This is a genomic window from Colwellia marinimaniae (assembly GCF_002207865.1).
Classification (GTDB): domain Bacteria; phylum Pseudomonadota; class Gammaproteobacteria; order Enterobacterales; family Alteromonadaceae; genus Colwellia; species Colwellia marinimaniae.
Map to the genome: position 1 here is coordinate 1 of NZ_BDQM01000042.1, position 14,813 is coordinate 14,813.

A 14,813-nucleotide genomic window follows, 5' to 3' on the forward strand; every position below is an offset into this window, starting at 1 on the left:
TGACATTGCTCTAGCACTAGGAGGGTTAAAGGCATGCGCGGATGCACAATTCAGATAAAGAAATGGGGATCCCTCAGCCACCACACCCCTCTAAGATTTTCGCAGTTATTATTAATTTTGTACTCTGATAAACGAGTAAGTTCCTCATTGGTTATATATTTTGATGCAGTCAATATACGTAAAATATTTTTGTTAATTTGATAACTTGAGTTGTTTGCGCCAGATATGAGCTCAAACAATGGTCGAGATATTGCTTCAAATAAGTAATGAGCATTCACTAATATTTGCCCTAATACATAACGACCTGAGTCAGATTCATCACTATTAGTTAATAACCACTGAATTTCTTGCATTAATGTTAATAAAACTAACTGAGGGTGGGCTATAAATAATTGTTCAAACCAGCTTGGTAACTCATTCATTTCACAAAGAGCTAACTTTATAGCTTGCTTCACTTCTAATTCAGTTAATGACGCCTCCCAGTTATCAATAGCTTCATATTCAATACCGACACCACTTAACGCAAAAGTAAAACCATAAGTAACAGAACTTAAATCATTTCCTTCTGACTTTAATAGAGGTGCATCATAGGAACGCCAATACGAAATTGATGCGTTTTTATACGCTAAAGCAACTTCATCTCCAAAATCAGCAGCCAATACCTCCCAATTTAAGCAACACCAATGATTATTATCTTTAGATTTACTCCTTATATAATCAAATAAATAGCTTTGAAAGCCATTTAACTTACCCGTCACAGCATGCCGTATATCTAGGATAGTTTCAGGTTCAGCTTTTATAGTAGCGACACTTTCAATAAAGTTATTTTTTCTTAATTCTTTTTTTACTTCACGCTGCTTTGAAAACTTTTCCTGACGAGCTTCGTGCTCTTTCTGCCAATCTTCTTTTACAGGATTTAAGAACCCCTCTAAAAGAGCAACTCCACCTTCAAACTCATAGGATGCACTATTAACCTTTTCAAGATCTTCTGAAGTTAGTCCATTTTCTTTTGCTAATGCCCACGCCAACGAAAAGGCAATACACTTGTCATCCCTAATCAACTTAGATGTAACCAATTGTATTACTTGCTGAAAGTCCTTGTAGCTAAAGCTCCAAAATTCCTGATAAACACGAACTTGAAACCACATATCAACTGACTTAGGGTTTGATGATTCCTTGTTTTCCTCTTCAGTCCTGCTTCTTTCTTTAGCTACGTCATGCCAAAAAACTTTATAGTTAAGCTCTCTCCAATCGTTTACTTCCTTCGATAACTTTTGCTCATGTTGGCTATAATCTCCACATTTATGGTAAACCTGTGCTCTTGAGATAAGCTCCAACACATTAGTTGACACATGTGTTATGTCTTTCGATTTAATGACCCTGAGTAAAGCTACTTCAACACAGCCAAATAACCATTCATATCGCTCTGACACTAAGCACATATAGTGTTCTGCGTATGGTTTAGTATCAATCAAGCCATACAATGAATCTAATACAGTTAAAACAGAGTTAAAACTTAATCGTTCTATAAAATTTTCAACCGATGACTGCACAGCTCTATAGCTATATTTATTGGGTTTATCTATACAAGGAAATATTCCTAGCAATTCATTTGTTTCTAATTGATTCCCGTATTCATCAAGTATCAAACAAGCTAGAGATTCATTATTACTATCTAAAAAAGAGGCGAGTAATTCTCTAGCATTGGCCTTAATTACATCTGGCATCGCCACTTTCTTTAATAACCTTACGGCTAAAGTTTTAGATAAAACATCCATCTCAACAGTTTTTGATATTTCATTAGCTATACCTTCACACTCTCGTGACTCGACACACAAAGCCATTTGCAACAACACTTGCCTAAGTTGTTTATTGCTTAAATATTGACGTAATAAACGAAGAAATATATCCCCCATATCAGGGTGGCTGAACCTAGCAATGGCATTAGCATCAAATGAAATAAATGAATCATCTGTTGCGCCAATCATCTCACAAAATTTCACTAGTAATTTTTGACGCCGTGCAATTGGTAATTTAGAAGGGTCTCCGTCTTCTATAAATATTTCAGGCGATATATTTGCTATGATTTCAGAAAAGCTGTCGTTCAGAAGCGCATACCAAGAGAGTATAGGTTTTAATGCTTGTATAGGAACTTCTATACCGTAAGTAGTACTATAAAATAAAGAACGAAGCTCATCATCATTTCCTTTACTCGCGTATTTTGTTGACACCCATTGAGCAGTTAAATACTCCCTTAACAGTCTATTTGTAAAGCTAACAGTGCCATACGCAGAAGGCTCAAATACAGCACGATTAAGCAATGTAGTAATTTCATCGTTCGTCCAATCAGGAAGAACTTGATGAATATTGAGAACTTCAGGATTATTCTTTGCATCAGGGACAGAAATTTTAGACTTTTTGCCAAAAGTTAATGCTGCCGCAATTTCTTGTACACCTTTAAGGACTTTTGATAAAGATAAATCACATTTATCACGACCAACCTCTATTAGCTCTAGCTTAATAGTTAACAGGTTTTCCAATAACTCGGAGCGAGAACCTATTCTTTGATTCTTTTTCCAAAACTCAACTACCGATAGTAAATCTAATGGTTTTCTAGTAAAAAGTTCAGCTTCTTTACCTTTTATCTCCTCCATAAAGATATCAATATTTTCAATACCTTTTTCTAGAGAAAAAATACGAATTTGTTCATAACTTAAGTCAGAGAAAGAATATACCTCAAAGGAAGATTTAGACTTATCATCATCATTTTTAAGTAATAATAAATTATTAACAAATTCCAAATCAGTTTTTGGTCGCCATGCTGAACCTCGGGATGTTATGAATATTTTTGCTCTACTTATCCCCTTGTTAATTTTTTTGCTAAAGCAACGAAGCGCTTTTTGGAAGTCCTTTTCATTTGCAATTTTTGCTTCATCAACTGAGTCTAAAAAAAAGTACCCATATTCTTGACCTGACAACCAAGTATCAAATTGAGATATATCACCAAACTCAAAAGCATCTTCAAAGTTATCTTTTATGTCTTCAATTTTTATGAAAAATGAACACTTTTCCTCTGCTGATAGTTTCTTAGCTTGCTCTCTTATTTCAACAGTTTTACCTGAACCAGCCTCCGCCAAAATTATTATTCGGTCTTTATTTAATAAGCTATCCCAAGTATCTCCACTTCTTGTTCCAAGAGAATAAAAATCCGAAAGATCTTTTTCATCACTTAAAGATGTAGGTATTTCATTAAACAGCCGATTAAGTTCAATATAAGAGTTAGACATGCAAGTAAAGTCAAAGTTATTAGTACAGAAAACTTACCATATTTAAGACAGTTAGCACATATGGTTTTTATAGAAATACCTAACTAGCGAGCCTAATCGGTTGCCAAAATCACTCATTCGACAGTAATTAATGTTGTCAATTAGCTTATACTGCAGGAGGGTTTGGCGGTTAACTGCGTCATAACTGGTGTCTGTTGCTAGACTGGCGTTAAGATGAATGGCTACACATCTATTTGAACCTAGCCATAGCCTGTTCAATCTGAAATATTTTCTTATCTCGTTCTATAATCGCTATTTCAATATCTTCTGAACTAAATAACTTGGCAAGCCTAGCTATATCAACTTCTACACCTTTAGCTCCATAATGAACAGCAACACGCAACCAAACATAAGCCATAAAGTTGTCTTGCCTAGTAACTTCGCCACTTTGGATGTATTTTGAAACTTCTATTTGAGCCAGTGAATTACCATGATAAGCAGCTGATTGATACCAGCGGTAAGCTTCTTTATCATTCTTAAATTTTTCATTACTTTGATAAATTTTAGCTAAATTAATTTGAGCATCGGTATGTATTTCTTCTGCCGCTTTCGTAAGCCACTTGATTGCTAGCTCATAATCTTGCTTGTCTTGTGCTGCAATCCCTTTTTCGTAAAAGTCATCGACTTCACTAGCTAATGTATTGGAATTAATAAAAATCATCAAAACGACTATAAATATGCTATTAATCTTCATATACCCTCTTAAATAAAAATTATTATTGAAAACCTAGATAAGTATTTAGTCAAACTATAACTTAAGGCACCTTACAAGTCTGTTACATATTTGTAAGGATAATCGGTTGCTCAAACCACCAATCCGAAAGTAACTTGTGCTTATTGTTATTCATTCAATAAGGCATTAGATGAAATCAACAGCATTCACTCAAAGCATTACGCCAGTGCATAACCAAGGTTCGATTGTCGAACTTGTTGCTGAGTTAGATTGATGTCAGTATTAGCCAAAGTCAGCAACAACATTCACTGGTTTAAAATCAAGGGGTCAGAACCCTTGATTCATTTGTTTATACACTGAAGATTTTCGATCACCGCCATGGCTATCAGAAATAACTTTTCTTCCTAATAAGTTTTCAAGTTCATCAATGAACTTTTTATTACCAAGCGCTTGTGATTTATGTGCCGATATACGCAGCTCAGTAAGAACTTTTAATGGAATAGTATTTTCAAATAGTGATTGGTAATTTTTTTGTCTTTCTAAATTCGTTTTTCCCAACATCATGAAGCATTGGTGGTGTGTTATTAGTTCATCAAAATATCCTAATGCATTAGTACGATAACTCGACCAATCATAGCTTTCTGGTTTTTCAACCATATTAGCCCTCACTGGGTTTAACTCGATGTAACGACTAACAATCAAGAAATAATTTTCACTGTCAATCAGTGACGATTTGAAACGCCCTTCCCACAAGGTGCCGCTTCGCTTATAACTTTTGTTAAAATAACGTACATAACTTCTACCAAGAGACTGCATTAACAGACTTACTGAAAACTTTTCTTCTGGTGAAAGCAATAAATGGACATGGTTATTCATCAGCACATAAGCATGAATTTTGACATTGAATTTTTGACTATATTCTTGCAGTTTGTTCAAGTAATATTGCCTATCCCTGTCTAATAAAAAACAAGCATTTCGATTATTACCACGTTGTATCACATGCTGTGGAATATTTGCTAAATTAAGGCGGGGTAATCTAGGCATAGTGTAAGTCCATTTACGTTATGATAATTTAAACTTAGCGTGTATTTAATTAATTACAATGTACTTGGCTAGTAAGTAAATTAAATCAACTGTTCTGACCCCTTGTTTCTGAAATCAACTGTTCTGACCCCTTGTTTTTAGTACGATAACTCGACCAATCATAGCTTTCTGGTTTTTCAACCATATTAGCCCTCACTGGGTTTAACTCGATGTAACGACTAACAATCAAGAAATAATTTTCACTGTCAATCAGTGACGATTTGAAACGCCCTTCCCACAAGGTGCCGCTTCGCTTATAACTTTTGTTAAAATAACGTACATAACTTCTACCAAGAGACTGCATTAACAGACTTACTGAAAACTTTTCTTCTGGTGAAAGCAATAAATGGACATGGTTATTCATCAGCACATAAGCATGAATTTTGACATTGAATTTTTGACTATATTCTTGCAGTTTGTTCAAGTAATATTGCCTATCCCTGTCTAATAAAAAACAAGCATTTCGATTATTACCACGTTGTATCACATGCTGTGGAATATTTGCTAAATTAAGGCGGGGTAATCTAGGCATAGTGTAAGTCCATTTACGTTATGATAATTTAAACTTAGCGTGTATTTAATTAATTACAATGTACTTGGCTAGTAAGTAAATTAAATCAACTGTTCTGACCCCTTGTTTCTAAAATTAAATCAACTGTTCTGACCCCTTGTTTCTATTGTTTCTATTGTTTCTAAGTTAACATCCCAATTAATTCGATTAGCTTCCATATGAGAGAAAACATTATTTAGCCATCCATTTCTGCGTGCAGCACTTAAAGCTTTTGGATTAGACGCTCTGAATTTTTTATCGTATTGTATTTTAGAGCTTCCTTTTTTACGGATTCAAAGTCCATTTTTTATGGCGTGGTAGCATATGAGAGCACACATCTTCTAGTAGCTTTTTCTGCACCGCTGGTTTATAAGCCCCTGCATTCGCAGCCTTAAATTACCCCCCTGATTCGTATTTAGCAGCTTCATTGGTAAGCGTACTTTTTGTCCACTTAAGGTCATGTGGAGTTCGCTTTGTGTTACTCATAAGTTCAAAGTTATACCATTAAATTTCTAAGACAATTCTGTACATGTAGTGAGGTATAAGAAAGGGATTATGAAGTGTTTTTGAAATGCGTTAGTTAGTGAATGTTTGCGCTACAAAGCAACGCTTGAATTAGTTTAGGCAACCGAGACTGACGAAGCCTATCTTTGCAGCGCGAGTTGGACTTTGTTCGCCTTGCTTAGCGCTGGTGGTGAAAATAACTGACTGCTCTTCAATGACCTTTTTAGGTGTTTCTAGGGTGGTGGTTTGTTTCGGGTCAAATTGAGTAACTGTCATAGCGCGGATTATACACGATTATGATGATATAACTTGGCACTGGCTGGTTAGAGCGTCATAAGTGCTTGTTTAACTGCCTTAATTGCAAAGTTAATTATTACTAAGACAGTTGTTTAATTCAGGGAATAGTCAGAAATGTTAGCTGGGGATGAATAATTAGTTTTATTCATGCCCTCAGCTGTTAACTGGTTTTAAAGAGATATATGATTATATCTCTAATTAAATGGCCCGTTAACTATGCCACTACCAATGACTGCCAATGTTAACTTATGAAAATTGTTGTTCTTTTTCATCAACAGTTTTTTTATTATGGTGTTGACACCAAGTTAAAAATTCATTTTCTGCTAAAGCCGGAGCATACAGCCAACCTTGAAAAACATCACAGCCTAGGGCTTTTATTGCATTTGCTTCAGCTTGAGTTTCAACACCTTCAGCAACAGTTTTTAATTTCAAGTCTCGAGCTAGTTGCAGCGAGGCTTTAACAGCCGCATAGCTTTTGCTGTCTGTCAGCATTTTTTGCACAAATGACTGGTCAATTTTCAACTCAGTAAAAGGACTAGAAATAAGCTGTGATAAGGAAGAATATCCGGTACCAAAATCATCAATTGAAAGCTTAATGCCATGGAGACGTAATCTACACATAACTTCAAGTTCTTTGGCCATGTCTGGACGGATATCACTTTCAGTTATTTCAAGTGTTAAAAATTTCGCAGGCAACTGGTGTTGCTGTAAGAGTTCAAGAACACGCTCTAAAAAATTTGATTCGACGAGATCTACCGGAGAAATATTCACAGAAATATTAAAGTTCATTCCTTGTTGATGCCAACGAGAGCATGCGGCAATAGAAGAGTCTAATACTTTTAAGGTTAATAAATGAGACAAGCCTAGTTTATCAATTTGTGCTAAAAAGAAATAAGGTGTTAATATACCTCTTGTTGGATGATGCCAACGAATAAGCGCTTCAGCACCGGAAACAATGTCCGTTGCCACCTCAATATGAGGCTGAAAAAACACCACGAACTGTTCTTGGTCAAATCCGGTAATAATTTCATCATCTAGGTGTTGATATTGACAGTGCTCTGATGGTTTTCTTATGCTCTTTTTTTCTATTAGCTCTGATAAAAGCTGCTCTAGCTGCTTTTTACTAATGGGCTTATTTAGGCTTAAAATATCAGGTATACCACAAACCAGTGCCATTTCTTTTACCGATGAAATCACATCTTTTGATACAGAGCTAGTCAGTACTACCTTAGACTCTAAATTACGCTGGGCGATAATTCTCAAAAACTCAACGCCGTCCATGCCGGGCATATTTAAATCGCATAAAATAAGCTCAGGTTCAGCTATTTCATCTAGTTTACTCAGTGCTTCTTGACCATTAGCGGCGGTCGTGATTGTGGCAGATGTTAATGTTGACAACATTTTTGAAATTAGTTTCTGTTGAAAAAGATCATCTTCAACAATAAGTATATTATTCAGCATGTAATTTCTTCCCTGTATGCTTTAAATGAATTGTTTATAATAACAATTATCGCTAAATCACCTGATCTAATTTGTAAGAAACTTCTTTTACTTGTAATTGCTTGGTAAGTAATTTGCTAGCAACTCGATAATCATCAGTTAACACCTCGGGCGTGTTTTTCAATACCTCATGGCAACGGATCACCACCTTAGTAACCGAGTTTTTACTCCAGCCCATAGGCCATGCTTTAGACAAGCAAATAATAGCCAACTTGGCTGTGCCGATATCAGAGCTATCAAGCTCTAAAGCGGGAATAATTAACTTAACCGCTTTTTCAAACTCTCTGATTTTCAGGTATGAAAAGCAACGTTTCTTTGCTCTGCTCACATCGCTCCTTATCTGCTCTAACTTGCTTTGCCAGTGGTTTAAATAGAGCGTTAATGTTTGTTGTTTATAGGGTTCACCTTGCGCTAAACAAGCATTCACTCTACTGATAGTTGCTTGGTATTTATCTATTTCATGCAATATAGCATGGACTTTAGCCAGTTCTATTAATTCATATACTGACGAAATATGCTCATCATTTTGCCATTGTAAGTATTCATTCAGCAATGCTTTGCATTTGCTAATATTACCTTTTATACCATGCGCTCTTGCTTTAAGTAGTAGTTCGAACGGCTTGTAGTCTTTTCGGGAATAATAACTGCGCCAATGTTTATAACGTTCAACGAAACGTGCAAATAAAGCACTTTTGCCATCATCATGAGTAAATTGGATGACATTTAAATTTAATTGGGCAACCATTTGATGTAACAGCAAGGTCTCTCGGTAAGAGTAACGAGATTGACTTAATGCCATATCTAAGATGGCATAAGCAGACTTAACATCAAACATTGCCATCGCGATATGTGAAGAAAATATATAGTTTTCTATATTTTTGGGAGAAATTTTCACACTTTCCGTCATTTTCTCGAGCGCTAAGGATAACTCCTGCTGTGCTAAGTAACACTGGGCAGAAAGCAACAATACTTCAGTGCAATGTATAGGATCATTTTCAAAGGGGGATAAAGTTGCCAAACATGATTTATATTGTGTTTGTTTAAATTCTAAACGTGCAAATTCAATTTGTACCTCAGCACGCACTGGTTTTCCTTGAATATTAATTAAAATGTTTTTTGCTTCATCACATTTATTTAATTGTATTAACGCCTTAGCTTTTAAAAATTGAGCACCATATGAAAGCTGAGTGGCATTAATAATACCTTCCTCAGCTTTAGCTATGGTGTCGGTAAAATCTCCCTTGGCAAAAGTTATTAGCATATTTGCTAATAGCCGTTTTTTTCGAGAAAACTTAGGCAAACGCTCTTTAAATGTCACATAATTGAGTGGTTTAACCAGATATCCGTCTGACCTTAACTCAGAAAACCCACGTACGACACTTGCTGATGAGTCACCGGTAATAATGATAATTACGCAGTCTGCTGATAACATCTGGCAGTTGACCATTTCATCCAAAAGCTGGTGACCATTTTTTTTATCGCCTAAGTTGTAATCACACAAAACTAACTGCACGGGTTTATGTTTTACGATATCTAGCGCAGTAACCGCATCTTTCGCTAATAAAATTTGCTCTGCTCTAAAGCCTAGCTTTAATAGCATCCCTCTGGTGGCAGTACGGTATATTATACAATCATCAATAATTAAAATAGGCCTTGAGCGCTCAAACATCCTAGCAACGTTATTCATACTATTTACCTTCCACCATAAAGAACACTTTCTATAAATATGTTATAAATAAGTAGAGTGTCATATATTTAATAGAATATATTTTAACCAGTTACTATAAAGACGTCTGTTCTTTAAAGAACAGAATTGGCTGTTTTTTAACCTTAAAATAATCCTAATATAAAAGTGGGTGAAAAACAAATGAATTTTATAAAGTGTACAAAAAATGGCAAATTAACAATCAAAACAATAGCTAGCTTTATGTTTAGTTTGGTGATCGTACTGAGCTTTTCAACTCAAATTATCGCGAACGAAATAAAAGCAGATATAGAGCCAGCTATTACGCATCAGTTAGAGCCATTAAATATTGCTCTGCCAAAAAGCTTATCAACACAAAATAAACGCACTTACAATGTGTTGGTTAATTTTTGGCAACAATGGGCTCTGCAACTCAACATCCAGCCACACTTCATTGAACTTAACTATAAAAAAGCACTGTTAGCATTAGCAAATGGCGATATAGATGTCATTGCTATCGGTCAGTATGAAGAACAATATAAAAATAAATTCTACTTTTCTTTACCCGTAATTAAAGAGCAAGGGGTGCTCTATCAGCTTAAGAGCAATCAAAATAAAGTAAAAGCAACACAAACCACCTCATTAGCAATACATAGTCCTTTTTATAAAAAAGATATTTTTACTGAACAAAAAACGATGCAAGTAACTTTTAGTACTGAGATTAGCAACATTCTTGCTCAACAAACAAGCTATGATTATATCTATTCTACTCACCCTAATAACTTCGAAAAAACCAAAAGATATCAAGACTACCAACGGGTTAAAAAACATTTTAATCCTCTTTTGATTCGAGCAGTGTTTGCTAAGAATAAACGCCAACAAGCCATCGCTTTTAATGAAGGCATCAGGAAATTTGATAATTACTCTGCCGAGGTAAGATTATCGTTCCATAGAGAAGGGGAAGAAGCCACTTTTGAAATGCTATTAGGTCACTATTTATCTCAGATATCGATTGAACAACAAGAATTCCTTATTGATAACCCGGTAGTTACTTACGGTATTGTTGGCAAGGGTTACCCACCGTATCAAATTTTTGCAGATGGTGTATTAACTGGATTAATAGGAGATAAACAAGCATTGATCAGTAAACGAATTGGCATCACTTTTGAGCCAGTATTTTTTACTTCATTTGACCTAGTCCTTGCCGCACTTAAAGAACAACAAATTGATTTTATACCTATTATTTCTAAAACTGAGCAACGTAGCAAAGATTACGCCTTTACCTCGACCATTGGCGCATCACAGCTAGCGATAATAAGCAGGCATGCTGACAAAATAAATTCATTGAACGCACTCGCTAATAAAAGAATAGCGGTAATAAAAGGCTTCTTACATTCAAAAATAATTAAAAACAAAGTACCTAGCGCCCAATTAATTTATGTTGATAAACCAGAAGATGCGTTACAAGCAATCAATAATAATCAAGTGGATGCCTATATTGGAGACCTATCTAACACTATATATTTAGCTAACAACCTAAAACTACATGCTTTATATTTTCACATGAGTAAAGACTTCAATACGGTTTCATTCATTAGCATGGCAACCACACAATCAAATGTCATTTTAAGGGATATTTTGGATCTAGGTTTGAGTTTAATCAATGATGAAGAAGCTAGAGAAATCAAGAATAAATGGCTAAAAAAAACGCTAGTGATACAGACTGATGATCATCGTTATCAAGCGTTGATTGATAGGGGAATAAATATTGTAGTAATAGTTATTATTACTATTGTACTTTATATGTTCTATCGCTACCGACAGCAGTTAATTGCGGTGAAATACCGGCAACAAATCGAGCTAGCATTAGAAGAAGCAAAAAAGGCGCGAGATGAAGCTGAACAATCAGCAAGAGCTAAAACAGATTTTTTAGCGCGCATGAGCCATGAAATCCGCACCCCGATGAATGGCGTACTTGGTATGGCTGAAGCAATGAGTTTTACGCAATTAAAGCCGGACCAAAAAGAGTTACTTGATACGCTAAATAGTTCTGCGAAAAGTCTAATGACTTTACTCAACGACATCCTTGATTTTTCAAAAATGGATGCCGGTAAACTTACCTTAGAGTCGACGCCAACAAATCTAGAAGAGCTAGCAAATGCAGCAATGAATAATTTCCGCTATAAAGCTGAATCTCGTGGCTTACAGCTTATCATTAACGTTGACGAAACAATTAAATACAATTACTTAAGTGACCCTACTCGGCTGTTGCAAGTGCTGAATAATTTAATTTCCAATTCAATCAAATTTACTGAGCATGGTTTCATCCAACTCACGATTAAACTAGCAGCTCAAACGGTGCCAAAAAACGATAAATGGCACGATATCCTTTTTGAAATAAAAGACAGCGGCATTGGTATTGCCCAAGAAAAAACTGGCACTTTATTTACCCCTTTTGTTCAAGCTGAACAAGATACTACCCGCAAGTTCGGTGGCACTGGCCTAGGTTTGAGTATTTGTAAAGAGATAATTGACGCAATGGCAGGCACCATTTCTGTCTCGTCAATTATCAATGTGGGTAGTTTATTTACCATAAAGGTGCCGTTAGCTCCTTGTAAAGAACAGCCAAAAACGGCACTTAATATGTTCAAACCGACATCATTAAGTGAAATACAAAATGATACCTTACCGCCATTAAAGATATTGTTAGCGGAAGACAACCCTGTTAACCGTAAAGTTATCGCAGGCCAGTTAAAGCAGTTAGGTCTACCGTGTGATATTGCCGAAAACGGCTTAATTGCTTACCAAATGTATCAACAGGCTGACTACGATATTATTTTATCTGACTGTCACATGCCTGAAATGGATGGATTTACCTTAGCCAATAAGATATCAACAGAGCGTAAAAGCATTAAACCATGGTTAATTGCCATTACCGCGGATGCCCTAGAGGGAGCAATACAAACCTGTATCGATGCAGGTTTTGATGATTATTTAGCTAAACCTTGCCCGATAAGTAGTTTAAAAGCAAAACTTGAAATATCTGCCGCGGCATTGTTGATAGCGCAACCAAAAGGCTTTAAGGAAGAGTCCACGCTTCAACAAGCCGATTTAACGAGTCCTGCAGTAAAACAAAAAGGTAACTCAATAAACACCAACACGGGTATAGAGACCACACCACACCTTAACCGTGAGATTACGTTAGAGCTTACCGGTGAAGATATTGAATTAACCCTAGAAATTCTAGAGGCATATTTAACTAACAACGATGATTTCAAAGACTTAATTAACGCACATCAGCAATCTCAATTATCCAAGGTTAAAGATATTGCTCATAAAATAAAAAGTGCTATTAGATACCTTGGCGCAGATAAATTAGCCAATATAGCGGAAACAATTGAAGAACATTCAGCGAATGAAAAGTCCAACCAGTTAAATGAACTTATTGTAACGCTCGGAAAAGGATTAGAATGCTTAACGGAAGAAGTCAATCATTGGTGCAATGAAATAAGAAACAAAGAGGTAATAAAGTAATGACTTCGATACTTAAAGCTAAAGTAGCATTGATGATGGCGATACCACTGGTGCTAATTATTGCGCTGCAATTTTATTTTCAAGCTAAAATGGAGCTTCAAGCAAAATTATCAACAGGTCGAGACATACACTCTTTATTGAAAACAACAGAGCAAGCAGTTATTGCTTGGAGTAAAAGGGTAAAAACTGATGTGTTTTTAGCATCAGACGATGCCAGTGTTCGTCAGTATACCCTAGAATTAATTAAAGCCGATAAAAATGAAGAGCAACAACAATTATTAACTGCGCAAAACAAGTTGAAAGATATATTTTCTAATGCAATAAAGCATAGAGAATACATCGGCTTTTCTATTATTTCACCGTAAATGAAAATATTATCATCAAGCTTTAACAAGCAAACCCATTGGACCATTGACCTAGAAAAGAAAGTAAAACTGCTTGCTATGACCTTTAAAGGTCAGCCGAAGTTTTACTTTCCGGACTATAAATATAACGGTATTAGCAAAGAGAAAAAACAAGGGTTATTCCAACCTTTCATTCAAGCAGAAAACAACAGTACAAGATCATACGATGGTTCAGGGTTAGGGTTGAGTATTTGTTACGAATTAGTAACTTTGATGTCAGGGAAAATATCAGTGCAGTCAGAATTAGGTCTAGGTTCAACATTTGTTTTGACGTTAAGTTTGCCCATAACAAAGCCGACAAGTGCTGTTTTTTCTGAGCCCTTAAAAAGTACCGAACTAAAAGAAAATAAATTGAGGCATGATTAATATTCACTAATGAATTGTCGAGGATCCCGTAAACTAACATTGAGATTGTTTAAGCGAGCAGCTAGTTTTGGCAAGTTAATTATGCGTAAGCTGCCACGCGCTATTTCAATTTCTTCGGCAATTTCCAACTCTTTTAGTACTTCATTAACTCTATGCCTAGAAAGGCCAGACAATAAAGCTAGTTGTTGTTGAGAAATTTTGATGGGGGGTATTACATCACCTTTTTTAGGGTGTAGCACCAGCAGTTCCAGTAGAGAATAAACAATACGCATTTCTTTATCGTGTATCACTGTAGCTGCTGCTTGCGTCCATTTTTTGAGTAATGCCTGAGCGATATAAAATAAAAACTTGAACACTTCACTGTCTTGTTCAGCCAGGTTTAATAATAATTTGTTAGGAAATGCCATTAACACTACGGGAACGATTTCCTCTGTGGTATAAATCGGACGATCTGACTCATCCATGCTACCAACACCAATCCAGTCTTGAGGCCCTATAACACCCCCTACGGTGGTCGAAGTATTTGGTGTAGACGTACAAAGTACCGCAACGCCCTCAAAAAGGTAACAAATATCGCTACAAAATGGATGTTTAGGTGAGCCACCTAAAGAGGTAACTCCATGTTTAATACTTGCGATAGAAAGTAAACTTTTTTTCAATGATAAACTTAACTCACACGGCCAAACGATGTCATCGATAATAGTTTTATTTGACACTGATAAACTCCATTTCTTATTAAGTTTTTACGCTCATGGGTAAAAAACATCAATACATTAATATCTAACATAGCAGTTGTTCATCAGTGTTGCTTAAATATTATCTATATACATAACGCTATATTTTAAAAGGATTTTGCATATCCCCTGTTAATATCAACCTTGGTTCCTTAGGC

The 14,813-nt window shown here is 35.7% G+C and carries 10 protein-coding genes and 1 pseudogene; 3 read left to right on the plus strand and 8 right to left on the minus strand.

The features are described 5' to 3' along the window. Positions 1–50 precede the first annotated feature (50 nt). The 7 genes and pseudogenes from MTCD1_RS16505 to MTCD1_RS16530 form a co-directional block, all read right to left on the minus strand. Positions 51–3,287, minus strand: a complete 3,237-nt coding sequence (locus MTCD1_RS16505; RefSeq protein WP_057181363.1) for an NACHT domain-containing protein — start codon at positions 3,285–3,287, stop codon at positions 51–53. Between the two features lie 229 nt (positions 3,288–3,516). Continuing rightward, the gene (locus MTCD1_RS16510) at positions 3,517–4,020 is read right to left on the minus strand and encodes a tetratricopeptide repeat protein (RefSeq protein ID WP_057181364.1); all 504 of its coding nucleotides are present in this window, start codon (positions 4,018–4,020) and stop codon (positions 3,517–3,519) included. A 306-nt stretch (positions 4,021–4,326) separates the two neighbouring features. Beyond that, a complete protein-coding gene (locus MTCD1_RS16515) occupies positions 4,327–5,043 on the minus strand; it encodes a transposase (RefSeq protein WP_057181365.1) in 717 nt (238 codons plus the stop codon). Positions 5,044–5,167: 124 nt separating this feature from the next. Beyond that, a pseudogene (locus MTCD1_RS16520) lies at positions 5,168–5,614 on the minus strand (transposase); the annotation flags it as partial. A 633-nt stretch (positions 5,615–6,247) separates the two neighbouring features. Further along, positions 6,248–6,412: a hypothetical protein gene (locus MTCD1_RS20810; RefSeq protein ID WP_198149741.1), complete on the minus strand. Its 165-nt coding sequence runs from the start codon at positions 6,410–6,412 to the stop codon at positions 6,248–6,250. 267 nt (positions 6,413–6,679) lie between these two features. Further along, positions 6,680–7,894 carry an EAL domain-containing response regulator gene (locus MTCD1_RS16525; RefSeq protein WP_057181367.1) on the minus strand — a complete coding sequence of 405 codons (1,215 nt, stop codon included), beginning with the start codon at positions 7,892–7,894 and terminating at the stop codon, positions 6,680–6,682. A gap of 52 nt (positions 7,895–7,946) precedes the next feature. Beyond that, the gene (locus MTCD1_RS16530; RefSeq protein WP_057181368.1) at positions 7,947–9,620 is read right to left on the minus strand and encodes a response regulator; all 1,674 of its coding nucleotides are present in this window, start codon (positions 9,618–9,620) and stop codon (positions 7,947–7,949) included. 240 nt (positions 9,621–9,860) lie between these two features. Between MTCD1_RS16530 and MTCD1_RS16535 the strand changes: the two genes are divergently transcribed. The 3 genes from MTCD1_RS16535 to MTCD1_RS16545 are packed head-to-tail and all read left to right on the plus strand — an operon-like array spanning position 9,861 to position 13,921. Then, on the plus strand, positions 9,861–13,151 hold the full coding sequence (locus MTCD1_RS16535; protein ID WP_159459917.1) for an ATP-binding protein: 3,291 nt from the start codon (positions 9,861–9,863) through the stop codon (positions 13,149–13,151). Continuing rightward, positions 13,151–13,516, plus strand: coding sequence for a hypothetical protein (locus MTCD1_RS16540; protein ID WP_057181370.1), 366 nt, complete (start codon positions 13,151–13,153; stop codon positions 13,514–13,516). The genes MTCD1_RS16535 and MTCD1_RS16540 overlap by 1 nt, the downstream gene beginning before the upstream one ends. Beyond that, positions 13,517–13,921, plus strand: coding sequence for an ATP-binding protein (locus MTCD1_RS16545; RefSeq protein WP_057181371.1), 405 nt, complete (start codon positions 13,517–13,519; stop codon positions 13,919–13,921). Here MTCD1_RS16545 and MTCD1_RS16550 read toward each other — a convergent pair. Continuing rightward, positions 13,918–14,637 carry a Crp/Fnr family transcriptional regulator gene (locus MTCD1_RS16550; RefSeq protein ID WP_057181372.1) on the minus strand — a complete coding sequence of 240 codons (720 nt, stop codon included), beginning with the start codon at positions 14,635–14,637 and terminating at the stop codon, positions 13,918–13,920. The two genes, MTCD1_RS16545 and MTCD1_RS16550, sit on opposite strands and share 4 nt — an antisense overlap. Positions 14,638–14,813: the final 176 nt, after the last annotated feature.

Excerpts from the sequence above, each read along its gene's own strand:
- MTCD1_RS16505 (WP_057181363.1), bottom strand. The coding sequence starts at position 3,287 with ATGTCTAACTCTTATATTGAACTTAATCGGCTGTTTAATGAAATACCT.
- MTCD1_RS16510 (WP_057181364.1), bottom strand. The coding sequence starts at position 4,020 with ATGAAGATTAATAGCATATTTATAGTCGTTTTGATGATTTTTATTAAT.
- MTCD1_RS16515 (WP_057181365.1), bottom strand. The coding sequence starts at position 5,043 with ATGCCTAGATTACCCCGCCTTAATTTAGCAAATATTCCACAGCATGTG.
- MTCD1_RS20810 (WP_198149741.1), bottom strand. The coding sequence starts at position 6,412 with ATGACAGTTACTCAATTTGACCCGAAACAAACCACCACCCTAGAAACA.
- MTCD1_RS16525 (WP_057181367.1), bottom strand. The coding sequence starts at position 7,894 with ATGCTGAATAATATACTTATTGTTGAAGATGATCTTTTTCAACAGAAA.
- MTCD1_RS16530 (WP_057181368.1), bottom strand. The coding sequence starts at position 9,620 with ATGAATAACGTTGCTAGGATGTTTGAGCGCTCAAGGCCTATTTTAATT.
- MTCD1_RS16535 (WP_159459917.1), top strand. The coding sequence starts at position 9,861 with ATGTTTAGTTTGGTGATCGTACTGAGCTTTTCAACTCAAATTATCGCG.
- MTCD1_RS16540 (WP_057181370.1), top strand. The coding sequence starts at position 13,151 with ATGACTTCGATACTTAAAGCTAAAGTAGCATTGATGATGGCGATACCA.
- MTCD1_RS16545 (WP_057181371.1), top strand. The coding sequence starts at position 13,517 with ATGAAAATATTATCATCAAGCTTTAACAAGCAAACCCATTGGACCATT.